General features: G+C 66.6%; 20 protein-coding genes. 12 read left to right on the top strand and 8 right to left on the bottom strand.

Annotation, left to right across the window (positions count from 1 at the left end; translation table 11 throughout):
* Positions 1-5: 5 nt before the first annotated feature.
* From hemA to murI, 3 genes are all read right to left on the bottom strand, one after another.
* Positions 6-1220: a 5-aminolevulinate synthase gene (gene hemA / locus HNO88_RS01900; RefSeq protein ID WP_184242187.1), complete on the bottom strand. Its 1215-nt coding sequence runs from the start codon at positions 1218-1220 to the stop codon at positions 6-8.
* A gap of 110 nt (positions 1221-1330) precedes the next feature.
* The gene (locus HNO88_RS01895; RefSeq protein ID WP_184242185.1) at positions 1331-2179 is read right to left on the bottom strand and encodes an MBL fold metallo-hydrolase; all 849 of its coding nucleotides are present in this window, start codon (positions 2177-2179) and stop codon (positions 1331-1333) included.
* On the bottom strand, positions 2176-2982 hold the full coding sequence (gene murI / locus HNO88_RS01890; RefSeq protein ID WP_246381091.1) for a glutamate racemase: 807 nt from the start codon (positions 2980-2982) through the stop codon (positions 2176-2178). Before murI ends, HNO88_RS01895 begins: the two co-directional genes overlap by 4 nt.
* Before the next feature lie 105 nt (positions 2983-3087).
* Here murI and plsY point away from each other — a divergent pair, with 105 nt between their 5' ends.
* The 4 genes from plsY to HNO88_RS01870 all read left to right on the top strand — a co-directional run bounded on the left by plsY (position 3088) and on the right by HNO88_RS01870 (position 7630).
* Complete coding sequence (gene plsY, locus HNO88_RS01885; RefSeq protein ID WP_184242181.1) at positions 3088-3684, top strand: glycerol-3-phosphate 1-O-acyltransferase PlsY; 597 nt, start codon at positions 3088-3090, stop codon at positions 3682-3684.
* Positions 3681-4787 (top strand): DNA-processing protein DprA, encoded by a 1107-nt coding sequence (gene dprA / locus HNO88_RS01880; protein ID WP_184242179.1) that lies wholly within the window; start codon positions 3681-3683, stop codon positions 4785-4787. The genes plsY and dprA overlap by 4 nt, the downstream gene beginning before the upstream one ends.
* A gap of 75 nt (positions 4788-4862) precedes the next feature.
* Positions 4863-7454: a type I DNA topoisomerase gene (topA, locus tag HNO88_RS01875; RefSeq protein ID WP_184242177.1), complete on the top strand. Its 2592-nt coding sequence runs from the start codon at positions 4863-4865 to the stop codon at positions 7452-7454.
* The gene (locus HNO88_RS01870) at positions 7451-7630 is read left to right on the top strand and encodes a hypothetical protein (RefSeq protein ID WP_184242175.1); all 180 of its coding nucleotides are present in this window, start codon (positions 7451-7453) and stop codon (positions 7628-7630) included. Before topA ends, HNO88_RS01870 begins: the two co-directional genes overlap by 4 nt.
* Before the next feature lie 181 nt (positions 7631-7811).
* Here HNO88_RS01870 and HNO88_RS01865 read toward each other — a convergent pair whose 3' ends face one another.
* Both HNO88_RS01865 and HNO88_RS01860 read right to left on the bottom strand, forming a co-directional pair.
* Positions 7812-8096, bottom strand: a complete 285-nt coding sequence (locus tag HNO88_RS01865) for a hypothetical protein (protein ID WP_184242173.1) — start codon at positions 8094-8096, stop codon at positions 7812-7814.
* A gap of 64 nt (positions 8097-8160) precedes the next feature.
* Complete coding sequence (locus HNO88_RS01860) at positions 8161-9240, bottom strand: PA0069 family radical SAM protein (RefSeq protein WP_184242171.1); 1080 nt, start codon at positions 9238-9240, stop codon at positions 8161-8163.
* Between the two features lie 74 nt (positions 9241-9314).
* On the opposite strand from HNO88_RS01860, the gene HNO88_RS01855 reads away from it, so the two are divergent.
* Positions 9315-10142, top strand: a complete 828-nt coding sequence (locus tag HNO88_RS01855; protein ID WP_184242169.1) for an arylamine N-acetyltransferase family protein — start codon at positions 9315-9317, stop codon at positions 10140-10142.
* On the opposite strand, the gene moaB is transcribed toward HNO88_RS01855, so the two are convergent.
* From moaB to HNO88_RS01840, 3 genes are read right to left on the bottom strand one after another with little or no spacing between them, the layout of a single operon-like run.
* Complete coding sequence (gene moaB / locus HNO88_RS01850) at positions 10139-10666, bottom strand: molybdenum cofactor biosynthesis protein B (protein WP_184242167.1); 528 nt, start codon at positions 10664-10666, stop codon at positions 10139-10141. The genes HNO88_RS01855 and moaB overlap by 4 nt on opposite strands.
* The gene (locus HNO88_RS01845) at positions 10656-12434 is read right to left on the bottom strand and encodes a lytic transglycosylase domain-containing protein (RefSeq protein ID WP_184242165.1); all 1779 of its coding nucleotides are present in this window, start codon (positions 12432-12434) and stop codon (positions 10656-10658) included. Before HNO88_RS01845 ends, moaB begins: the two co-directional genes overlap by 11 nt.
* A 54-nt stretch (positions 12435-12488) precedes the next feature.
* A complete protein-coding gene (locus tag HNO88_RS01840; protein WP_184242163.1) occupies positions 12489-13220 on the bottom strand; it encodes a uracil-DNA glycosylase family protein in 732 nt (243 codons plus the stop codon).
* 92 nt (positions 13221-13312) lie between these two features.
* Between HNO88_RS01840 and HNO88_RS01835 the strand changes: the two genes are divergently transcribed.
* The 7 genes from HNO88_RS01835 to HNO88_RS01805 all read left to right on the top strand — a co-directional run bounded on the left by HNO88_RS01835 (position 13313) and on the right by HNO88_RS01805 (position 22076).
* Positions 13313-14965, top strand: coding sequence for an electron transfer flavoprotein-ubiquinone oxidoreductase (locus HNO88_RS01835; protein WP_184242161.1), 1653 nt, complete (start codon positions 13313-13315; stop codon positions 14963-14965).
* Positions 14966-14987: 22 nt separating this feature from the next.
* On the top strand, positions 14988-15794 hold the full coding sequence (locus HNO88_RS01830; RefSeq protein ID WP_184242411.1) for a 4-(cytidine 5'-diphospho)-2-C-methyl-D-erythritol kinase: 807 nt from the start codon (positions 14988-14990) through the stop codon (positions 15792-15794).
* 2 nt (positions 15795-15796) lie between these two features.
* Positions 15797-16537, top strand: coding sequence for an N-formylglutamate amidohydrolase (locus tag HNO88_RS01825; protein ID WP_184242159.1), 741 nt, complete (start codon positions 15797-15799; stop codon positions 16535-16537).
* A 755-nt stretch (positions 16538-17292) separates the two neighbouring features.
* The gene (gene ilvD / locus HNO88_RS01820) at positions 17293-19149 is read left to right on the top strand and encodes a dihydroxy-acid dehydratase (protein ID WP_184242158.1); all 1857 of its coding nucleotides are present in this window, start codon (positions 17293-17295) and stop codon (positions 19147-19149) included.
* Positions 19149-19520: a hypothetical protein gene (locus HNO88_RS01815; RefSeq protein ID WP_184242156.1), complete on the top strand. Its 372-nt coding sequence runs from the start codon at positions 19149-19151 to the stop codon at positions 19518-19520. Before ilvD ends, HNO88_RS01815 begins: the two co-directional genes overlap by 1 nt.
* Positions 19507-20877, top strand: a complete 1371-nt coding sequence (locus HNO88_RS01810) for an NAD(P)H-hydrate dehydratase (RefSeq protein WP_184242154.1) — start codon at positions 19507-19509, stop codon at positions 20875-20877. Before HNO88_RS01815 ends, HNO88_RS01810 begins: the two co-directional genes overlap by 14 nt.
* Positions 20874-22076, top strand: a complete 1203-nt coding sequence (locus tag HNO88_RS01805; RefSeq protein ID WP_184242152.1) for a class I SAM-dependent RNA methyltransferase — start codon at positions 20874-20876, stop codon at positions 22074-22076. Before HNO88_RS01810 ends, HNO88_RS01805 begins: the two co-directional genes overlap by 4 nt.
* Positions 22077-22084 lie beyond the last annotated feature (8 nt).

Here is a 22084-nt window from a genome sequence, read left to right as displayed (position 1 = left end):
ACGACTTACGCCGCCTGGCGCATCTCCAGGCGATCCCAGATCTCCACCAGCGCCTGCGTCAATTCGCGCATCATCGCTTCGGTGTGCGCGGGGCCCGGCGTGAAGCGCAGACGCTCGGTGCCGCGCGGAACCGTGGGGAAGTTGATCGGCTGCACATAGGCGCCGTACTCGGCGAGCAGGATATCGCTGATCTTCTTGGCCTTGACCGGGTCGCCGACCATCAGCGGCACGATGTGCGTGACCGAATCCATCACCGGGAGTCCGGCATCGCGGAACATCGCCTTGAGCGAAGCGGCGGCCCGCTGCTGACCCTCGCGCTCCTCGCTCGACGCCTTGAGGTGCTTGACCGAGGCGAGCACCCCCGCGACCAGCACCGGCGAGAGCGAGGTGGTGAAGATGAAGCCGGGCGCATAGGAGCGCACGCAGTCGATGATGCGCTGGTCGGCGGCGATGTAGCCGCCCATGACGCCGAACGCCTTGCCCAGCGTACCTTCGATGATGTGGATGCGGTCTGCCGCCTCGTCACGCTCGGAGATGCCGCCGCCGCGCTTGCCGTACATGCCGACGGCGTGGACTTCGTCGATGTAGGTGATGGCGTTGTACTTGTCGGCCAGGTCGCAGATCGCGTGGATCGGGGCGACGTCGCCGTCCATCGAGTAGACGCTTTCGAACGCGATCAGCTTGGGAACGCTCGGGTCGGTTTCGGCAAGCAGCGCTTCGAGGTGCTCGACATCGTTGTGGCGCCAGACCTTCTTCTCGCAACCGGAGTTGCGGATGCCCGCGATCATGCTGGCGTGGTTCAGAGCGTCGGAGAAGATCACGCAACCCGGCAGCAGCTTGGCGAGCGTGGACAGCGTCGCATCGTTGGAGACGTAGCCGCTGGTGAACAGCAGCGCGGCTTCCTTGCCGTGAAGGTCCGCCAGCTCGCGCTCAAGCTCGATATGGTAGTGCGTGTTGCCGCCGATGTTGCGCGTGCCGCCAGACCCTGCGCCGACGTCATGCAGCGCCTCTTCCATCGCGGCGACGACCTTCGGATGCTGGCCCATCGCGAGATAGTCGTTCGAGCACCACACGGTGATCGGCTTGGGGCCGTTGTGCCCTGCGAAGCAGCGCGCGTTCGGGAAGGCACCCTTGTTGCGCAGGATGTCGATGAAGACCCGATAGCGTCCTTCGGAGTGGAGCCGCTCGATCGCCTGGTCGAAAATTTGGTCGTAGTTCACGAAATCGATCCGCTCCGCGGGTTGCCGCACTATCGCACTGGAAGCCAGCGACACTCAGGCCGGGGGCAACGGCGGCGCCTTACCGCATTGTCACCTGCATTGCCAGTCGCTTATCGGCTGCGACGATGGCGCTGAACGGGTCGCTCGATAAAGCCTTGGACGAGCATGCGCGGGAGGTGTTGATCGTGGCCGGTCACGATGTGCAGCCTTGGGGCCGCGCTGCGCAGCGCGCCGATCGTACGCAGCCAGGCGCCGATCTCCTCGCGATCGTGATCGACGAACAAACCGGTGACGATGCGCGCGGGCGGCCGTTCGTCTTCCCACGAAATGTTGATCGGGGCGACATCGCCGGTGAACAGGACTTCGCGACCGTCAACAAGGCGCACGTAGACCATGCGCTGGCCGGGAACGATGCTGCTCGTCGGAATGACGACCACGCCGGGTACGACCGCGTATGGAGCGTTGGCAAGCTTGTAGCGCCCCGGCCGGCCGGTTCCCAAGGCAGGTGGTGCTTCGTGCATGCCGGTGTGATGCATATCGGTGGCGAGCGTCAGGTGGACGGGCGCTGCGGCCAGCGCGCGCGATACGGCGGCGTGCGCCACCGGATCGAAGTCCGCGATGCCGCGCTGCTCGGCCAGATCGGCGCTCAAACCGCGGTCGATGGTGACGAGCGTTCCGTCAGGGCCGACCAGTTCGTAGGCGCGGATGACGAACGGCAGCGGGCGCAAGCCCGACCCGGCTGCAAGCAGGTCGCTCGTCACCCGGCGATGGCCGACGACCTCGTAGCGGACCTGGGTGGGCGCTTGTCCCGGCACTGAGGCGGCCAGGTTGCGCAACTGCGCGATCGTGACCGGCTTGATCTCGATACCACGCGTCGATGCGTTCAGCAGGAGCCAGGTGAACGGCACCGCGATGAGCACCAGGAGGGTGAGAAGGACGACATTAAGCTTGCGCGTCAAACGGCCCCGACCCCCTCAATCCCGTAGCCCGCGAGTGCTCGTGCATACGCGGCCCAGGATGCGCCCTGCCTTGTGGTTAGCGCGTAGTCGGGATGTTTGCGAACGAATTCCTGACCTTCGAGCACGCGCGCGATCTGGCGGGCGATTCCCGCAGCACCGTGGACGAAATTGACGCCGGTGCCGAAGGCGACGGCCAGTTCGTCTTCCAGCAGGGGGAAGTGGGTGCAGGCGAGCACCACCGTGTCGATGTCGGGACCGCCGGGCATGCTCCGCAAGGCGCCCGCGGCGAATGCGATCGCCTGGGGATCGGGCGTCTCTCCCCGCAGCTTGGCCTCGGCTGCTTCGACAAGGTCCGGGGCGCCGTGGCGGAGTAGGCGCTTGCCGGCGGCGAACTCATGCTCGAGCCGGTCGACATAGCTCTGGCGGATGGTCGCCTGGGTGCCCAGCAAGCCGATCACGCCGCTACGGGTCAGGGCCGCTGCCGGCTTGATGGCGGGTACGGTGCCGACGATCGGCACTTCGAGGACCTCGCGCACCATGCCCAGCGCGATGGTGGAAGCGGTGTTGCAGGCGATGCAGACGAGGCGCGGCTTGAGCCGCTCGGTCAGTCGACCCAGCAGACCAGCGACGCGCGCGGCGATCTGCGCCTCCGTCTTCGTACCATAAGGCAGGCCGGCGGTGTCCGCGACGTAGACGACCGGAGCCTGCGGCAGGAGACGGCGCAACTCGGCAAGCACCGTCAGTCCGCCAACGCCCGAGTCGAACAGCAGGACCGGAGCCGCCGGGTCTTGTGTACGGTCCAAAATGGAGGTCCTTTCGCGCGGGATTCGCTGCATCTGTTAGCGAGCACGTGGCCACCGGGGCAACAGGCCGTCGCCAATCGCCGGGGGAGCGGTTAAGACGCGGCGATGAACGAGATTCTTGCTGCCGTGATCGCTGGCCTGCTGGGCTATCTGCTCGGGTCCGTGCCGTTCGGGCTGTTGTTGACGCGGCTGACCGGGGCGGGCGACTTGCGGTCGATAGGGTCGGGCAACATCGGCGCCACCAATGTCCTGCGCACCGGGCGCAAGGGCCTGGCGGCGGCGACGCTGCTGCTCGACCTCGCGAAAGGGCTTGCCGCGGTGCTGATCGCCCGCGCCATCTGGCCGGGGAGCGAGGCATACGCGGCGGTCGGCGCGGTGGTGGGCCATTGCTTCCCGATCTGGCTGCGCTTCCGTGGCGGCAAGGGCGTAGCGACGCTTGCGGGTGTATGCTTCGGTCTCGCCTGGCCGATCGGGCTGACGTATGCCGTGCTGTGGCTGGGCGTGCTGGCGCTGGCGCGGATTTCGTCACTGGGCGGGATGACGGCCGCAGTCGGGGCACCCGTCGCGGCGCTGATGTTCGGCTATCCGGACTACGTACCGGCGCTGGTGGTGCTGGCGGTCCTCGTGGTCTGGATGCATCGCGCCAACATCGTGCGTCTGCGCAATGGGACCGAGCCGCGGGTGGGCGCATCCAAGCCGTGAGCCGGGGCGCCGCGTTGACGCAGGAAGAGGCGCTCGCGCGTATCCGGCTGCTGCGGTCGCCCAACATCGGTCCGATCAGCTATTGGCAGCTGCTCGCCCGCTTCGGCACGGCTGAAAAGGCGCTCGAAGCGCTTCCGGACATGGTCGGCCGATCGGGTAAACCCTACGCGCCCGTCCCGGAGGCGCGTGTCGCCGGCGAAGTTGCCGCCGTTCGCAAGGCGGGTGCGCGTTACCTGTTCCACGATTCGCCTGACTATCCCGCGTTGCTTGCCGAGGCCGAGGGTGCTCCGCCGATCCTGACGATGCGCGGTGACCCGGCTCACCTGCACGCTCCCTGCATCGCTGTCGTCGGCGCGCGCAACGCCTCGGGCGCCGCAGTGAAGCTGGCGCGCGACTTCTCGCATGCATTGGCCGAAGCCGGCTTCACCATTGTCTCGGGCCTGGCGCGCGGGATCGACGGCGCGGCGCACTCCGGCGCACTGGCAGGAGGCGAGGGCCGGACCGTCGGGGTGATCGCCAGCGGGATCGACATCACCTACCCTCCCGAACATGCCGACTTGCAGGAGCGGGTCGCCAACGAAGGCGTGCTGCTGGCCGAGCAACCGCCACGGACCGAGCCGCTCGCCCGTCACTTCCCCACCCGCAACCGCATCATCGCAGCGCTGGCTGCCGGCACCCTTGTCGTCGAAGCGGCACCCAAGTCCGGCTCGCTCATCACCGCGCGTCTCGCCGGTGAGTTCGGGCGCGAGGTCATGGCGATCCCGGGTTCTCCGCTCGATTCGCGCTCGCACGGTTGCAACCAGCTCATTCGCGACGGCGCTGTCCTGGTACAGCGGCCGGAGGACGTGGTGGAGCTGGTCTCCGGCTTCGATGGCGCGGCTCGCTCGCACTTGCGCGACTGCGCTGCGTCCTCGTCCTGGGTCGAGGCCGCGGCCGAGCCCGCGAATGTCGCCGGGCTGCTCACGCTCGCCCCTATCGGCGTCGACGAGCTCGTCCGCCAGACGGGCGAGAGCACGGCAGCGGTCCAGCTCGCCCTGCTGGAACTGGAGCTGGCCGGTCGCCTGGTCCGCCATGCCGGCGCGCGTGTCTCGCTGGCCACTTGACGGCGCGCTCGGATCGCTCCCAACTTGTATGTGTATGTATGCGCGCACGCGTAGGCGCGCTTAATTGGAACTGCAATGCAACTCGTCATCGTAGAATCGCCGGCCAAGGCCAAGACCATCGAGAAGTACCTGGGCAAGGACTATCGCGTCCTCGCCTCTTATGGGCACGTCCGCGACCTGCCGCCCAAGGACGGCTCGGTGCGACCGGACGAGAGCTTCGCCATGGATTGGGAGCTCTATGGCGACAAGGCCAAGCAGGTGAAGGCCATCACCGACCTCGCCAAGCAGGCCGACCGCCTGATCCTGGCCACCGACCCCGATCGCGAGGGCGAGGCGATATCATGGCATGTCAAGGAGTTGCTCGCCAAGCGTAAGGCGCTGCCGAAGGATGTGCAGCGGGTCACCTTCAACGCCATCACCAAGGACACGGTGACCAAGGCGATGACGCAGCCGCGTGAGCTCGACCAGGATCTGATCGACGCCTACCTGGCCCGCCGCGCGCTCGACTACCTGTTCGGCTTCACCCTGTCGCCGGTGCTGTGGCGCAAGCTGCCTGGCGCGAAGTCGGCTGGCCGCGTGCAATCCGTGGCGCTGCGCCTGATCGTCGATCGCGAGCGTGAGATCGAGGCGTTCCGGCCACAGGAATACTGGTCCGTTGCGGCGCTGATGGCGCATGACGGCACCGATTTCACGGCCAAGCTGGTCACCTTCGACGGCCAGAAGCTCGACCGCCTGAGTCTGGGCGACGAAGGCACCGCCATGCGCGCCAAGGCCGCCGTGGAGAGCGGCGCGTTCAAGGTCGAGGGTGTCGAGACCAAGCCCCACCGCCGCAACCCGCAGCCGCCTTTCACCACCTCGACCTTGCAGCAAGAGGCCGCGCGCAAGCTGGGCTTCTCGGCCAGCCACACCATGCGCGTGGCGCAGACGCTCTACGAGGCGGGCGCGATCACCTACATGCGGACCGACGGCGTGCAGATGGATCCCTCGGCCATCTCCGAGGCGCGCGCGGCGATCACCGACAAGTTCTCCGGGCACTACCTGCCCGAAAAGCCGCGCCATTACGAAACCAAGGCCAAGAACGCACAGGAAGCGCACGAGGCGATCCGTCCGACCGAGTTCACGCGCGACCGCTTCGGTGCCGGCGACGAGGCGCGGCTCTACGATCTCGTGTTCAAGCGCGCGATGGCGAGCCAGATGGCCTCGGCGCAGCTGGAACGCACCACCGTCACCTTGCGCGATGGCACCGGACGCAACGAGCTTCGCGCGACCGGTCAGGTCGTGAAGTTCGCCGGCTTCCTCGCCGTCTACGAGGAAGGACGCGACCAGAAGAGCGAGGAGGACGAGGACAGCGGCCTGCTCCCGGCGATGAAGTCGGGCGACATGCCGGCCAAGAAGGACGTCACCGCCGAGCAGCACTTCACCCAGCCGCCGCCCCGTTATTCGGAGGCGAGCCTGGTGAAGCGGCTGGAGGAGCTGGGCATCGGGCGGCCTTCGACCTACGCCGCGACGCTGCAGGTGCTGAAGGACCGCAACTATGTGCGGACGGAAAAAAACCGTTTCTTCGCAGAAGAAAGCGGGCGGCTTCTCACGTCGTTTCTCGAGCGGTTCTTCGAGCGCTATGTCGCCTATCAGTTCACCGCCGGCATGGAGGACGAGCTCGACGACGTCTCGGGCGGCCGGGCCGAGTGGAAGGATGTGCTCGCCGCGTTCTGGCGTGACTTCAAGCCCAAGTCCGACGAAGTGATGGAGCGTAAGCCGTCGGAGGTCATGGAAGGCCTCGACGAGTTCCTGGGCGACTATCTGTTCCCGCCCAAGGACGACGGATCCGATCCGCGCCTGTGCCCCAAGTGCCAGCAGGGCCGACTGGCGCTGCGCGGCGGCAAGTTCGGTGCCTTTGTCGCCTGCTCGAACTATCCGGAATGTAAATACACCCGCAAGTTCGCGCAGCCGGGCAGCAACGGTGAGGAAGCCGAGGACGAAAGCCTGGGCCGGGATCCGGAGAGCGGGCTCGACATCGTCCGCCGTGCCGGGCGGTTCGGGCCGTATATCCAGCTGGGCGAGGGCAAGGAGGCAAAGCGCGCGTCGATCCCCAAGGACATCGACGAGTTGACGCTCGACTGGGGCATCAAGCTTCTCAGCCTGCCGCGTACGGTCGGCACGCATCCTGAAACCGGCGAGGAGATCAAGGCCAGCATCGGGCGCTATGGTCCTTATCTGGTCCATGCGGGCAAGTACGCGCGGCTGCGTTCAACCGCTGAGGTGTTCGAAACCGGGATGAACGCCGCGGTGTCCCTGCTGGCGGAAGCTGCTGCCAACAAGGGTGGGCGTGGTGCCCGGACCGCGGCCGAGCCGATCAAGGTGCTCGGCCCCCATCCGACATCGGGCGGCGAGATGAAGGTGTTGGCGGGGCGCTACGGTCCCTACGTTACCGACGGCACCACCAATGCCACGCTGCCGCGCGACGCCAAGCCGGAGGAGCTGACGGCCGAGGCTGCCGTTGTCCTCATCGACGAGAAGGCCGCCAAGGGTCCGCCCAAGGGCAAGAAGAAGGCAGCGCCCAAGAAGGCGGCCGCTAAGAAAACTCCAGCTAAAAAGCCGGCTGTCGAAAAGGTACCCGGCAAGAAGGCACCTGCCAAGAAGGCAAAGGCTGCGGAGGCGGCCGAATGAGCGACAAGACCGCCAAGCACAAGCAGCCCTGGAAGCCGGAGGAGCTGCAGAAGCTTCGCACCCTGGCGGACAAGGGCAAGGGGTTGAAGGAGATCGCCAAGGCGCTCAACCGCACCGAGGAATCGACCAAGGATGCGGCCAAGCAGCACGGCATGACTATCGGAAAGCTGCGCTGATGGAGCAGGCGCGCATTGTGCGTGCCTTGCGACAGGACGAGCAGATGCTCGCCTGAGGACCGCGCAGCCGGCGAGCGCCATCAGCGCTCTTGCTGGGCTGTCGTTGCTTCCTGGTCGGGCTGCCCAATGCACGTCCGACAATCGTCGAAGGGGTAAACGGGGGCACGAGGCCCCCGTCACCTTACTTCTGGGTTACGCTGTCCGCAGCTTCCTCGGCTGCAGCGCCGACCTTGCTTGCGGCATCGCCAACGCTGCTGGCGGCTTCGGCGACGGCATTGTCCTTTGCCGCTTCGCTGGAGCTCGACTGGCTGAAGAAGTAGATGCCGGCGATCACGGCGATGAGCAGGACGATCGCCAGCAATGCGGTGCTGCCGCCGCCCCGACGCGGCTCGCCATCGTGGATGACCGTCGTGTGCGTCGTCGGTCCGGCGCCGCCTTCGACCGTGGTAATGCGTTCCTCGACCATTCAGTCCTCCTCTTGATGCATATCGAGCGCAGAAACGCGCCGACATCCGATCGGTTGCGAAAGGTCACAGCAGCGAGAGCTGGCCATCGGCGGAAGGCTTGCGGAAGAGCGAGCAGTCCAGCTGGAGGGTAGGGCGCGAGAGGCCATGGCGACGCATGGCGATGGCAAAGCGGCTGCGGAACAAGTCGGCCCAGACGCCCTCGGGCTTCATGCGCTTGCCAAAGCGCGGATCGTTGTCCCGTCCGCCGCGGATCGAACGGATCGTCGCCATGACTTTGCCGGCACGATCTGGAAAGTGCGTCTCCAGCCATTCGCGAAACAGCGGCGCGACCTCATGCGGAAGCCTGACGATGATCCAGGTCGCGGCTTGCACCCCTGCGGCCGCCGCTTCTTTCAGGATGCCCTCGATATGATGGTCCGTGATCGAAGGGATGACCGGAGCGACGGACACGTGGCAGGGCACTCCGGCGTCGGCCAGGCGTGCCAGCGCCGCGATGCGCTTGGCAGGAGAGGCCGCGCGCGGCTCCAGCAGACCTGAGAGACGCGCATCGAGGCTCGTCACCGAGATGCCGACCTCGACCAGGCGGAGCCGCGCAAGCTCTGCAATCACGTCGAGATCATGAAGCACGCGGTCGGACTTGGTGGTGATCGTCACGGGGTGACGTGTTTCCAGGCAGACCTCCAGCACCGCCCGGGTGATCCGGTACCGTGCCTCGATCGGCTGGTAGGGATCGGTATTGGTGCCCATGGCAATCGGCGCGGCCCGGTAGCTCGGCTTGGCGAGCGTCTGGCGCAACAGGCGTGCCGCATCCGGCTTGGCGAACAGCTTCGTCTCGAAGTCGAGCCCTGGCGACAGGTCGTGAAACGCATGGGTCGGACGCGCGAAACAGTAGATGCACCCGTGTTCGCAGCCGCGATAGGCGTTGATCGATCGATCGAACGGCACGTCCGGCGAGGTGTTGAAGTTCAGGATTGCCTTCGGAAATTCGTGCGTGACGGTTGTCCGCAGCTTGTCCACAGGCCCATCGACAAGTTCATGCACATCGCGCCAGTCGTCGTCGGCAAGTCTGGACGCCAGGTTGAACCGACTGGACGTGTCGGAAGACTGGGCTCCTCGGCCTGTAATCGGCGCTGGCGGCGGCATGGCTCAACTAGAACATACCATGAACATATAATCAAGGCTGTTCTGACGGGTCGGCGCGCGATACATCACAGCTCATGGACCTGTGCCGCTATCTCACCCGCATCGGCCTCGACCACACGCCTCCGGCGACGGCCCAGGGTGTAGCGCAGTTGCAAGGTGCGCACCGGCTGGCGATCGGATTCGAAAACCTCGATGTCATGCTTGGTCGCCGCATTGCGATCGACAGCGGCAGCGTGTTCGACAAGCTGGTCGGGCGATGCCGAGGCGGGTACTGCTTCGAGCATAACCGCCTCTTCGCCGACGTGCTGGCCGTGCTGGGCGTCGCCAATCGGCCCTTGCTCGCGCGGGTGCGGTTGATGGTTCCGCCTGACGTCGTGCCGCCCCGCACGCACGTCTGCCTGCTCGCTACGATCGAAGGCGAGCCGTGGCTTGCCGATGCCGGCTTCGGTGGGAGCAACCTGCCGCCCCTGCCACTCGCGGACAGTGCGGAGCAGGCGTTGCCCGACGGATCGCGGCACCGGCTGGTCCATCTGGGGCCATGCGGTTCGCTAACCGGCGAGTGGCGGCTGGAGCGATGCGCGGCTGCTTGCCCGGGCTTGGACGCGCCATGGCAGGCACAGTACACGTTCGACTTGTCCGAGGTGGCGCCCGACGATCTCGAGCAAGCCAATCACTGGACCTCGACGCGCGCCGGCACCCGCTTCACCAGTCTGCATGTCGCCAGCATCCCGCTGCCGGACGGCTTCGCTTCGATGACCGACCGCGAACTGACGCTGCATCGGGGCGGTACTGTCGAGCGGCGGACCATCGAAGATGCAGCGGACTATGCGGCAACCTTGCGCCGGGTGTTCCGGATCGAGCTTAGCGACGGCGACGCAATGCGGCTGCCGCTGTTCGCCTAGACTTCACGCAGGCGCGGCATCAGTTCGACGAAGTTGCAGGGGCGATTGCGGCTGTCGAGTTGCTCGGCCAGGATGCCGTCCCAGCCATCCTTCACCGCGCCGTTCGATCCCGGCAGGGCGAAGATGTAGGTGCCGCGCGAAAGGACGGCGCATGCGCGGGACTGCACGGTCGACGTGCCGATGGTCTTGTAGCTGAGCCAGCGGAACAGCTCGCCGAAGCCAGGGATGTCCTTTTCCTTGACCTGGTCGAGCGCTTCGGGCGTCACGTCCCGGCCGGTAAGGCCGGTGCCGCCGGTAATGATCACCGCGTCGACGTTCCGGTCGTCGATCCATGCCTCGAGCTGGGTCACCAGGGTGGGCACGTCATCGCGCACGATGGTGCGCGCCGAAAGCGTGTGGCCGGCGCCGGTGATCCGCGCGGCAAGGATGTCGCCCGAGGTGTCGTTTTCCGGACCGCGGGTGTCGGAGACGGTCAGGAGCGCGATCTGGATCGGCTTGAACGTGCGTTCCGGATCAACGGCCACGCAGCACGCTTCCATTGCTGGCCATGCGCACGCCCCTGGCGCTGCCGAGCCCGGGGAAGGTAGGCCACATGCCTTGTGCCAGCGCCTCGCGGCTTTCGGATGCACCGCCGGCCTGCCGCTCGTACATCCAGTAGTTGCGCATGACGATGTTCACGTAGCCACGCGTCTCCCAATAGGGCAGTGACTCCATCCACAGCAGCGGGTCGCCCTGGTCGCGCACTTCGCTGTTCCACCGGCCGGTGGGTACGAGGCCGGCGTTGTAGGCGGCCATGACCTTGGGCAGCAGGCCCTGCGTCGCGGCGGAATTCTTCAGCATCTGCAAGTGGCGCTGTCCGAAGGCGAGGTTCACCTCGGGCTTGTTCAGGTCGCTTGGCGATCCGCTGTAGCCCAGCGCGCCGCTATGATCCTGCGCCGCGGCAGGCACGATCTGCATCAGCCCGCGCGCGCCGGCCGGGCTGACCGCGCTGGCCTGGAACACCGATTCCTGCAGCACATGCGCGTAGACCAGCGCCGGGTCGACCTGCCATCCGCCCACTGGATCCCACTTGGGCGTGGGAAAGCGCGTCGCAGGCGCCGGCTTGCCGCCATAAGGCGCATTGTAGGCCATCCACAGCTGCGTCTTGGGCAGGCCGAGATCGCGGGCGAGGCGGGTCAGCGGCTCGAACTCGGACGGCGAGCCGATGCGGGCCTGGTGACGCAGGACCTCATCGGCCAGGCTGTCCTTGCCGATCTCGGTCAGGGCCACCGCCACGCGGATGTTGCCTTCGTTGCGCAGGTTCTGCCAGTCGTTCTGGGTGAAGTCCGGCGCGGAATGCTGTTGAGGCAGGCGCAGGCCGAGCTGTTCTGCGGCGAGCATGCCATAGAGCGTCTCGTCCCGCGCCGCGGCCTTGCGCAGGATCGCGGCGGCTTGCTCCGGCTTGCGACAGCGTACCAGCGAGCGGCTTTGCCAATAGTACGCGGCGGACGTCAGCTCCGGGTTCTCCGAGCGTGCGGCGGTGTTCCTGAACGCGTCGGCCGCACCGTCGCAGTCACCCAGGCGCCACGCGGCGAGCCCGGCCGTCCACCACGCTTCGCCGACCCAAGGACCTTGGCCCTGGGCGCCCAATTGCGCCACCTGATAGGCCTGCGCGTCTTGGTTCTCGATGTAGAAGCTCCAGGCCACCCGCTGGCGCCACTCGGCCCGTGCCGAGGGGCTGAGCGCGGCGTCGATGCCGTCAAGCAGCAGGCGCGCACCCAGCGGGTCGTCGGCCTTGATGCGCTCCAGGATCCCCGCAGAGATGGTGCCCGGCATGGTGCCGTCGTTGATGCCGCTTGGCCTGACGCGCTTGGGCAGCGAGGGCAGGGCGGCGAAGCGCTGTGCGGTCGGCATCGGCGGAAGGCTGACCGCGCCCCGCTTCATCGCCAGACGGCTGATCTGGTCGGCATCGGGGAGTTTGGTGCCTTGCGACAGCCAGGCCTGGAGGTCGGCCAGCTCGATCTTGGGTGAGCCGGAAGCCAGGAAGTATTCGGCGCGCGCCTGCTGATGCAACGGCCCGTCGCTCTTCTCCGCGAACAGGTTCTGGACCGTGGTCCAATCCTTGCTCTCGATCGCGTTGAACAACTTACGATAATAGTCGCGCTCGTCGATGGTGAGCAGCGAAGGGACGGCCGTGCGGTCCGCCCGCGTGCGAAAGTAGTCGACCGCGGCGCTGTTCGCGAAAGCCGGGCTTGCGGCGAGCGAAGCGGCGCTCAAGAGGGCGAGCAGCCCGGTCCTGGCAGCAATCTTCAAGGTTCCACCCCGATCCCTAATCAATCCAGTGCCCGAGCAGCCAGGCGTCGATCGTCACGCCGTCCAGTCGAGCCATGCCTGCCACAGCGCTGACTTCCATCGCGCCTGAGAGGACGCGGCTGGAACTCTACGCACCGCCAGCAGAGGCACCGTCGCTCCCTCATGGTTAAAAGTGAGTGAAACGGCAGCGGCTTGAGGTGAGTCGTGGCCCAGCAGCGGCAGGATGACGAAGCCGAGCACAAGCAGCCGCTTGGGCCTGACAAGCGAAACGTGCTGGATCAGCGCGTGTGATACGATCTGGTTGGCCTGCGGGGACCAGTCGGTGCCGGGTGCATGGCAGGGCAGGGTGCTGGCGCGATAGACCTGACCTTCTGCCAGGCCGCATGCACCGATGAACGCGTCGACCAGCCGACCCTCGGGTCCGGACAGCAAGAGTTCCCGGTCCTCGCTCTCGGGCGCGCAGGCGATCACCATCAGCTCGGGTGAAGCCGCGCCCCGTGGCGGTACCCGGCCGGTGCAGCGTCCACCGTCGAGCTCGGGCGCGGTCATCCACCAGGCCTGGAACGTCTCGAGCGTGTCAGGCAGCGGCGGGGGCGCAGCGGGTGCCTGCGGCTGCGGTTCCCTGCGGCGTGATTCGATCTGGGGCGGGTGGCGCGCATCCGCGTCGGCAGGCGGTAGCCATGACCGTGGCTCGTCTTCGAACGCCATGTCCACGCCCGCATCGCGCCACCAATCGAGCGTTGCGGCGATCGCGCCTGCGTAATCCGGATTTGTTCCGATCCCCATGCCTCGGGTCTTGACCTGCCGCACTCCACCAATCAAGGCGTTTGAGCAGTTAATCGCGCGATTGAACAAGCGCTCTGGGAACCGGAAAGTCCATGACGACACGTGAATCGATGCCCTTCGACGTGGTGATCGTGGGCGGCGGCCCTGCCGGCCTGTCGACCGCGATCCACTTGAAGCAGGTCAATCCGGAGCTCAGCGTCTGCGTTCTGGAAAAAGGCTCGGAGATCGGCGCGCACATCCTCTCGGGCGCGGTGATCGATCCGCGTGCGCTGGACGAGCTGCTGCCGACCTGGCGCGAGGACGGCTGCTTCCTGGCCGACACGCCCGTGACGGATAACTGGCACTGGTACCTGACAAAGACCGGCAAGCTGCCGATCCCGCACGCGTTCATGCCGCCGTTCATGTCCAACAAGGGTTGCTACACCGGGTCGCTCGGCAACCTGTGCCGCTGGCTGGCCGAGCAGGCCGAGGCGCTCGAGGTCGAGATCTTCCCGGGCTTCTCCGCTTCGGAAGTGCTGTTCGACGAGCATGGCGCGGTCACGGGCGTGGTCGCCGGCGTGATGGGCATCGCGCGCGACGGCAGCGAGAAGTCGGACTTCGAGCCGGGCATGGAGCTGTTGGGCAAGTACACCGTGTTCTGCGAAGGCGCGCGCGGTCACCTGACCAAGCGGCTGAAGGCGCAGTTCAACCTCGAAGCCGATTGCGAGCCACAGATCTACGGCCTGGGCATCAAGGAACTGTGGGACATCGATCCTGCCAAGCACGTGCCGGGCCGCGTGCTCCATACGCAGGGCTGGCCCCTGTCCGAGAGCAATACCTGGGGCGGCGCGTTCCTCTATCACCAGGCGAACAACCAGGTCGCGCTGGGGCTGGTGACCGCGCTCGATTACGAGAACCCCTACGTCTATCCGTTTGAGGAGTTCCAGCGCTGGAAGACGCATCCGGCGATCCGTGAACTGCTCGAAGGCGGCAAGCGCGTGGCCTATGGTGCGCGTGCTATCAATGAGGGCGGCTGGCAGTCGGTGCCCAAGTTGGCGTTCCCGGGCGGCGTGCTCGCAGGCTGTTCGGCGGGCTTCGTCAACGTGCCGCGCATCAAGGGCACGCACACCGCGATGAAGAGCGGCATGCTGGCGGCGGAGGCGATCGCCGCCGCGGTCGCGGCCGGGCGTGAGCAGGACAGCCTCGACGAATACGACGCGGCGCTGCGCGACAGCTGGATCGCCAAGGAGCTGAAACAGGTCCAGAATGCCGAGCCGCTCACCGCCAAGTTCCATGGCGATTTGTTCGGCTCGGCCTTGGCCGACATCGACATGTGGCTGCGCTACCTCAAGCTGCCGGCGTTCCCGGTGATGAAGCACCACACCGATGCCTCGGCGACCAAGCGCGCCGACTTGTTCCGCCCGATCGCCTATCCCAAGCCCGATGGCGTGCTGACCTTCGATCGCCTGACGAGCGTGTCGTACTCGTTCACCAATCACGAAGAGGATCAGCCGGTCCACCTCGTGCTGAAGGACCCGGATTACCCTCTCGAAACCGAGCTGCCGGTGTATGGCGGGCCCTCGACGCGCTACTGTCCGGCAGGCGTCTACGAGTACGTGCCCAACGAGGCGACCGGAGGTGTGAAGTTCCAGATCAACTCGCAGAACTGCGTGCACTGCAAGACCTGCGACATCAAGGATCCTGGCCAGAACATCGTCTGGACCGCTCCCGAGGGCGGCGGCGGGCCCAACTACCCGAACATGTGATCCGGCTCGTCGAATCCCTGTGCTGACGGAAACTGCCTACGCCAAGATCAACCTCGCGCTGCATGTCCGCAGGCGGCGCGAGGATGGGTACCATGAACTGGAAACCCTGTTCGCTTTCGTGGATCAGGGCGATCGGCTGAGCGTGCGCTCCGCCTCGCAGGACACCCTGAGCACCACTGGCGAGTTCGCGTCCGGCATCGAGGATCCATTCGGCAACATCGTCGCGAAGGCGCTTGCCGCGCTGCCCCATGGGCAAGGCTGGGCCGTGGATCTGGAGAAACAGCTTCCGGTGGCCGCGGGCCTTGGCGGCGGCTCGGCGGACGCGGGTGCCGTGTTCCGTCTTGTCGAGCAGGCCCATGGCCTCCCGGAAGACTGGATGGCCCGCGCCTCCAGGCTCGGCGCGGACGTGCCCGCTTGCGTCCGCTCGCAAGCGTGTATCGGCACCGGCACCGGCACCGATCTGACGGACGTCGACAACGATCTGGCAGGCACGCCCGTCCTGCTCGTCAACCCGCGGTTGCCCCTGCCGACCGGGCCGGTGTTCAAGGCTTGGGACGGCATCGACCGTGGAGCCATGCCGGTCGGGCCATTGCGCACCGTTGCGCTGGATGGTCGCAACGACCTGGAGGCGCCGGCGATCTCGCTCTGCCCGCAGATCGCGGATATCCTCCACGTGCTGCGAGAAGGGGATCCCATCCTTGCCCGAATGTCGGGCTCGGGTGCGACCTGCTTCGCCTTGTACGAGAGTGCTTCGGATCGCAACGAGGCTGCCGCAAAGCTGGCGCGCGATCATGGCGGCTGGTGGCTCATGGCAGGCGCACTGCGTTGACCTTGACCGAGCACTCTGGGCTCTCCGAGGTTTACCGGCTGTTGGGCGAACCTCAGGCGGGCGGCGTGCTGGTGGTCGCCGACCATGCGTCCAGCCGCGTGCCTGACGATATCGCGTTGGGGATCGCTCCTGACTTGCTGCGCGAGCACATCGCCGTCGACATCGGCGTTGCCGGCGTGGCCGAGCGCATGGTGCGGCCGGGTACGGCTGCATTCCTCGCGAACGTCAGTCGGCTCGTCTGCGACTTCAACCGCGACCCGGATGCACCAGGCATCTTTCCAGAGACGAGTGACGGGTACCCCATTCCCGGGAATGTATTGTCCGCCGCTGCCCGAGCCGCGCGGCTGGAACGGTTCTTCGATCCTTATCACACCGCGTTGGCCGCAATGCTGGAAGCGAACCCGCCCGCGTTGATCCTGTCCTTGCACAGCTTCACGCCCCGTCTTGCCAGCGATCCCGCGCAGACAAGGCCGTGGCAGGTCGGCGTGCTCTACAACGAGGACGACCGGGCGGCGCGCATCGCCATTCCGCTGCTCGAAGCCGAAGGACTGGTCGTGGGCGACCAGCACCCCTATTCGGGCAAGGTCCTCAACGCGACGATGAACCGCCACGCCGAGGCGTTAGGGCGGCCCTATCTCGGCATCGAAATCCGCCAGGACCAGATCGGCACGGACGAAGGTGAAGCCCTCTGGGCCGAGCGGCTGTCCGCCATCGCCGCAACCGTCACCCTGCAACTCGTCTGATCTCAGAGACGAGTTACAGGGCGGTACCCTCAGCCCGGGCTAATGTGGCAGCGCTCGTCATACTTGCAGTGGCCGTTGCCATTGCCATTTCCGTGACCGTTATCATGCCCGTTACCGTTGCCGTTACCTGGCTTCGGACCTTTGTCATGGCCATATCCATAGGCATTGCCTCGGCCGTTGTTCGATCCGCGTCCGTCATAATGGAAGGATGCAGCGTTTTCGGAAGGCGTGGGGTTCCCGCCCGCTTGGGCCGACACCGGCAATGCTAGCGCCAGAGCAACAATGCCCAGGCCGTAAGTCTTTCTTGAGCAACCCATTTTAGCAACTCCTTTGCAGGACCTCATGCGCACAAGAACAACCATGTGCCAAGCACAGGTGTTCACGTGTTGCCTTTAGGTCCTAGCTCCCGCCTGCCGTGTCATTGCAACGGCCGCACAATTGGATAATGCTTGTTTGGATAATGCTTGTTAAGCAATGTTCTCGAGTGGCGCTTCTACTCGCTGCAATAATGCCATCGGTATAGTATCTATACCATTGGTTCGTGTCTCGCTTCACCTCGATGCCGCCACGGCCGAGCCAGCTTTTCAATTGCACTGCACTGACCTGAGGGCTCAACGCGTGAGGTCCTGCGCAATTCCGTCCTATCGCCCCCGCCCTGCTTGCGCTGCACCCGGCATTTTCCGCTTCGACTGGGCTCCTGGCTGGAGTAGAGGGCCGGGTTCGTCCCATAAGCGCTGACGCCCGGAGCCCGTGCCATGCCTGCCTATCGTTCCCGCACCACGACCCACGGCCGCAACATGGCGGGCGCTCGGGGTCTCTGGCGCGCCACCGGCATGAAGGACTCCGATTTCGGCAAGCCCATCATCGCGGTGGTGAACTCCTTCACGCAGTTCGTGCCGGGCCACGTCCACCTCAAGGACCTGGGCCAATTGGTCGCGCGCCAGATCGAGGCGGCGGGCGGGGTCGCCAAGGAATTCAACACCATCGCGGTCGACGACGGCATCGCCATGGGGCACGACGGCATGCTTTATTCGCTGCCCAGCCGCGACCTGATCGCCGACAGCGTCGAGTACATGGTGAACGCGCACTGTGCCGACGCCATGGTCTGCATCTCCAACTGCGACAAGATCACACCCGGCATGCTGATGGCGGCCTTGCGGCTGAACATCCCCGCGGTGTTCGTCTCGGGCGGCCCGATGGAAGCGGGCAAGGTCATCCTGAAGGGCAAGGAGCATGCGCTCGACCTGGTGGACGCCATGGTGGCAGCCGCCGACGAGTCCTATTCGGACGAGGACGTCGCCACCATCGAGCGCTCGGCCTGCCCGACGTGCGGTTCGTGCTCGGGCATGTTCACCGCCAACTCGATGAACTGCCTGACCGAGGCGCTGGGCCTCTCGCTGCCGGGCAACGGCTCGATGCTGGCGACCCATGCGGATCGCGAGCGGCTGTTCCTGGAAGCCGGACGCGTGGTCGTCGATTTGTGCCATCGGTACTACGAGGGCGAGGATGCAAGCGTCCTGCCGCGCAACGTCGCCAGCTTCGGCGCCTTCGAGAACGCCATGAGCCTCGACATCGCCATGGGCGGGTCGACCAACACCGTGCTTCACCTGCTCGCTGCCGCGCACGAGGCAGGAATAGACTTCACCATGGCCGATATCGACCGGCTGAGCCGCAAGGTGCCGTGCCTGTCCAAGGTCGCACCCGCCAAGAGCGACGTCCACATGGAAGACGTTCACCGCGCCGGCGGAATCATGGCGATCCTGGGCGAGCTCGATCGCGCCGGGCTGATCAACCGCGACTTGCCGACCGTGCATTCCAAGTCCATCGGCGATGCCATCGCCCGCTGGGATATCGCATTGCAGCCATCGAGCGACGTGCGCGAGTTCTACGCTGCCGCACCGGGCGGCGTGCCGACCCAGACCGCCTTCAGCCAGGCGCGCCGCTGGGAGAGCCTGGACGTCGACCGTGAGGGTGGGGTCATCCGCTCGGCAGAGCACGCATTCAGCCAGGATGGTGGGCTGGCCGTGCTTTCGGGCAACATCGCGCTCGATGGCTGTATCGTGAAGACAGCCGGCGTCGACGAGAAGATCCTGAAGTTCACCGGCCCGGCGCGCGTCTACGAAAGCCAGGATGCGGCGGTCGCGGGCATTCTCGGCGGTCAGGTGGTGGCCGGCGACGTGGTGGTGATCCGCTACGAAGGGCCGCGCGGCGGACCTGGAATGCAGGAGATGCTCTATCCGACCAGCTACCTGAAATCGAAGGGGCTAGGCGCCGCGTGCGCGCTGATCACCGACGGACGGTTCTCGGGCGGCACATCGGGACTATCGATCGGTCACGCTTCGCCCGAGGCGGCGGAAGGCGGTGCGATCGGGCTGGTCGAGAACGGCGACGTGATCGAGATCGACATTCCCAATCGCACCATCAACCTCGTGGTGTCGGACGAGGTGCTGCGCCAACGCCGCGATGCCATGGAAGCCAAGGGCGTGCATGCCTGGACTCCGCTGCACCCGCGACCGCGCAAGGTCTCGGTCGCGCTGCAGGCCTATGCGGCGATGACGACCAGTGCCGCGCGCGGCGCGGTTCGAGACGTGTCGCAGCTGAAGCGCGGCTGATGCGTGCGGTCGCTGTCCTCGCACTCGCGCTGCTGACCGGCTGCTCGGCGGACCCGGCGGCAGAGACGCCGAAGGTCGCCGAGGGTGGCGAGCGCATCGCCTGCGCGCTTGCTGGTGCAAGCGAGTTCAGCGAGAGCTGCGCCGTCGATCGTGCCGATGTGGATGGCACTCTGACGCTGATCCTGCGTCATCCCGATGGCGCATTCCGCCGCTTCGCCGTGGTGCGCGACGGCCGCGGCCTTATCGTCGCGGATGGTTCCGAGCAGGCGCGTACCGCGATCCAGGGCGACAAGCTGGCCGTCAGCGTGGCCGACGATCGCTACCTCTTCCCCGCCCGGATCAAGTCCAAGCCGGCCGATGCCAAGCCCTGACCAGATCCTCACGGTAGCGCAGATGCGCGCCGCGGAGGACCAACTGATCGCCGCGGGCAGCAGCGTCGAGGCGCTGATGGACCTCGCCGGGCGAGGCGCCGCGGACTGGGTCTGGCGCATGGCCGGGCGGCACCACGTGACGGTGCTGTGCGGACCGGGCAACAACGGCGGCGATGGCTATGTCATCGCGCAAAGCCTGCTTGAGCGCGGGGGCGAGGCGGTGGTTGTCGCGGCCGGCGAACCGCGGACGCAGGCCGCCCGCAAGGCTCGCGAACTCTTCGCAGGTTCGATCCTCGATAGCGACTCAGATGTTCATGGCGATGTTTTCGTGGACTGCCTGTTCGGCAGCGGCCTCTCGCGTCCACTTGCACCCGAGCATGTCGCGCTGCTCGGTCGACTCGCCGCGTCGCACCGGCGCACGATCGCTGTCGACGTGCCTAGTGGCATCGACGCGGACAGCGGTTCCTTTCTGAACGAAGGACTGGCTGCGTGCGACCTGACATTGGCGCTCGGCGCATGGAAACATGCGCACTTTCTCATGCCCTCGACGGTTCGCATGGGCGCGTTGCACCTCGTGGAGATCGGCGTGACTTGCCAGCCGGGTGCAGCGCGAGTCCTCGCCCAACCGGCATTGCAAGCGCCTGACGCAGATGCGCACAAATACCGGCGCGGGCTCGTCGTCGTTGTCGGCGGCGCGATGCCGGGCGCGGCGGGCCTTGCAGCAGAGGCTTGCGCACGGGGCGGCTGCGGCTACGTGCGGCTCACTGCGCCCACGGCGGTGCGAGCCAGTCACGCGATCGTGCAATCGCGCGAACCGGACTTTGCCAAAGCCAGGGCCGTGTTGATCGGGCCCGGGCTCGGGCGCGACGAAGTGGCCTGGTCAAGTCTGGGCGCAGCACTCGGCAGCGGCGTTCCGGTGGTCGCCGATGCCGATGCGCTCTGGCTGATCGGCGAGAAGGGGCGAGCGGGGCAGCCCGCGCCTGCCATCGTCACCCCCCATGAAGGTGAGTTCGCACGCATGTTTCCGCAGAGCGAGGGCAACAAGGTCGAGCGCGCCCGCCACGCCGCCGCCACGAGCGGAAGCGTGGTTGTCTACAAGGGCCCGGACACCATCGTCGCAAGTCCGGACGGGTCCACCAGGATCGCGCCGCGCGCATCGACCTGGCTGTCCACTGCCGGCACCGGCGATGTCCTCGCCGGTCTGTGCGCCTCGCGTCTGGCCGTTACCCGCGATCCCTTCGAAGCGGCCTGTCAGGCGGTATGGCTTCATGCCGAAGCGGCGCGGCGTGCCGGACCCGCGTTCGTGGCCGATGACCTCGTGACCCATCTTCCGCAAGCGATGGCTGCCTGCCTGTGAGCGACGGCGAGGAGATCATCCGCATCGCCGCCAAGGGCGATGGCATCACCGCCTCGGGCCGCCACGTGGCGTTCACCGCGCCGGGGGACCGTGTGCAGGTCGACGGAACGGTGGAGGCGGGCCCCCATCATGCGGTCCCGCCATGCCGGCACTTCGGCAACTGTGGCGGATGCCAGCTCCAGCAACTCGATGAGCCGTCGCTTGCCGATTTCGTCGCCAGCCGCGTTGCGAACGCGGCTACCGGCCAGGGCCTGGAGCCGGACCTGATCGGCCCGCCGCATCTCTCGCCACCGCGCACGCGCCGCCGGGCCTCGCTGCATGCCCAGCGGGTCGGCGGTCGCATTGCGCTCGGCTTTCGCGAGGCAGGATCGCACCGCATCGTCGACATGCATGAGTGCCATGTGCTCGCGCCCGAACTCTTCGCCCAGGTGGCACCGCTGCGCCGGATGCTGGCCGCACAGCCGGGCAAGCTGGCGGTCGAAGTCGATCTGGCCTTGAGCGAGCAGGGCGTCGATCTTGTCCTCAAGGGGCTGAAGGTCGAAGGCCTGGCGCCCACCGAGGCGCTGCTGGACTTCGCGGCCCGCCAGTCGCTGGCACGCGTCACGCTCGACCAAGGCTATGGCCCTGAAGGCGTTTGGGAGCCCGAGCCAATCACCATTCGCTTGGGCGGCGTTCCGGTGCCACTGCCGCCGGGCGCCTTCCTGCAAGCAACTCGCGACGGCGAGGAAGCGCTGGTTGCCGCCGCTCGCGAATGGCTGGCGGGCTCGGTGACGGTCGCCGACTTGTTTTCCGGCCTCGGCACTTTCGCCTTCGCACTCGCGGGTCCAGGCACCAAGGTGCTGGCTGCGGAGGCCGCGCGTGAGACGCACCTGGCTTGCAAGCTCGCTGCAGGCCGCGCGCAAGTGCCGGTCCATGCGCTGCATCGTGACTTGTTCCGCAATCCGCTCCAGCCCGACGAGCTGAATCGCTTCGCCGCGGTGCTGCTGGATCCGCCCCGTGCGGGCGCTCGCGAGCAGGTCGGCCGCATCGCCGAGAGCACCGTTGCGCGCGTCGTCTACATCTCGTGCAATCCGTCGAGCTGGGCGCGCGATGCCGGACTTCTCATCGCCGGCGGCTATCGCCTCGCAGAGCTACGGCCGGTAGGCCAGTTTCGCTGGTCGACCCATGTGGAGCTGGCGAGCCTTTTCGTGCGGGATTGAGGCGTCGC

It is taken from the genome of Novosphingobium chloroacetimidivorans (assembly GCF_014204535.1).
In the GTDB taxonomy this organism is placed as follows: Bacteria; Pseudomonadota; Alphaproteobacteria; order Sphingomonadales; family Sphingomonadaceae; genus Novosphingobium; species Novosphingobium chloroacetimidivorans.
This window is presented reverse-complemented; position numbering and strand designations above follow the sequence as displayed.

What these genes read in the sequence shown, in the direction of transcription:
- plsY (WP_184242181.1), top strand. Translation starts at nt 3,088, where the DNA reads ATGAACGAGATTCTTGCTGCCGTGATCGCTGGCCTGCTGGGCTATCTG.
- topA (WP_184242177.1), top strand. Translation starts at nt 4,863, where the DNA reads ATGCAACTCGTCATCGTAGAATCGCCGGCCAAGGCCAAGACCATCGAG.
- HNO88_RS01870 (WP_184242175.1), top strand. Translation starts at nt 7,451, where the DNA reads ATGAGCGACAAGACCGCCAAGCACAAGCAGCCCTGGAAGCCGGAGGAG.
- HNO88_RS01865 (WP_184242173.1), bottom strand. Translation starts at nt 8,096, where the DNA reads ATGGTCGAGGAACGCATTACCACGGTCGAAGGCGGCGCCGGACCGACG.
- HNO88_RS01860 (WP_184242171.1), bottom strand. Translation starts at nt 9,240, where the DNA reads ATGCCGCCGCCAGCGCCGATTACAGGCCGAGGAGCCCAGTCTTCCGAC.
- HNO88_RS01855 (WP_184242169.1), top strand. Translation starts at nt 9,315, where the DNA reads ATGGACCTGTGCCGCTATCTCACCCGCATCGGCCTCGACCACACGCCT.
- HNO88_RS01840 (WP_184242163.1), bottom strand. Translation starts at nt 13,220, where the DNA reads ATGGGGATCGGAACAAATCCGGATTACGCAGGCGCGATCGCCGCAACG.
- HNO88_RS01835 (WP_184242161.1), top strand. Translation starts at nt 13,313, where the DNA reads ATGACGACACGTGAATCGATGCCCTTCGACGTGGTGATCGTGGGCGGC.
- ilvD (WP_184242158.1), top strand. Translation starts at nt 17,293, where the DNA reads ATGCCTGCCTATCGTTCCCGCACCACGACCCACGGCCGCAACATGGCG.
- HNO88_RS01815 (WP_184242156.1), top strand. Translation starts at nt 19,149, where the DNA reads ATGCGTGCGGTCGCTGTCCTCGCACTCGCGCTGCTGACCGGCTGCTCG.
- HNO88_RS01810 (WP_184242154.1), top strand. Translation starts at nt 19,507, where the DNA reads ATGCCAAGCCCTGACCAGATCCTCACGGTAGCGCAGATGCGCGCCGCG.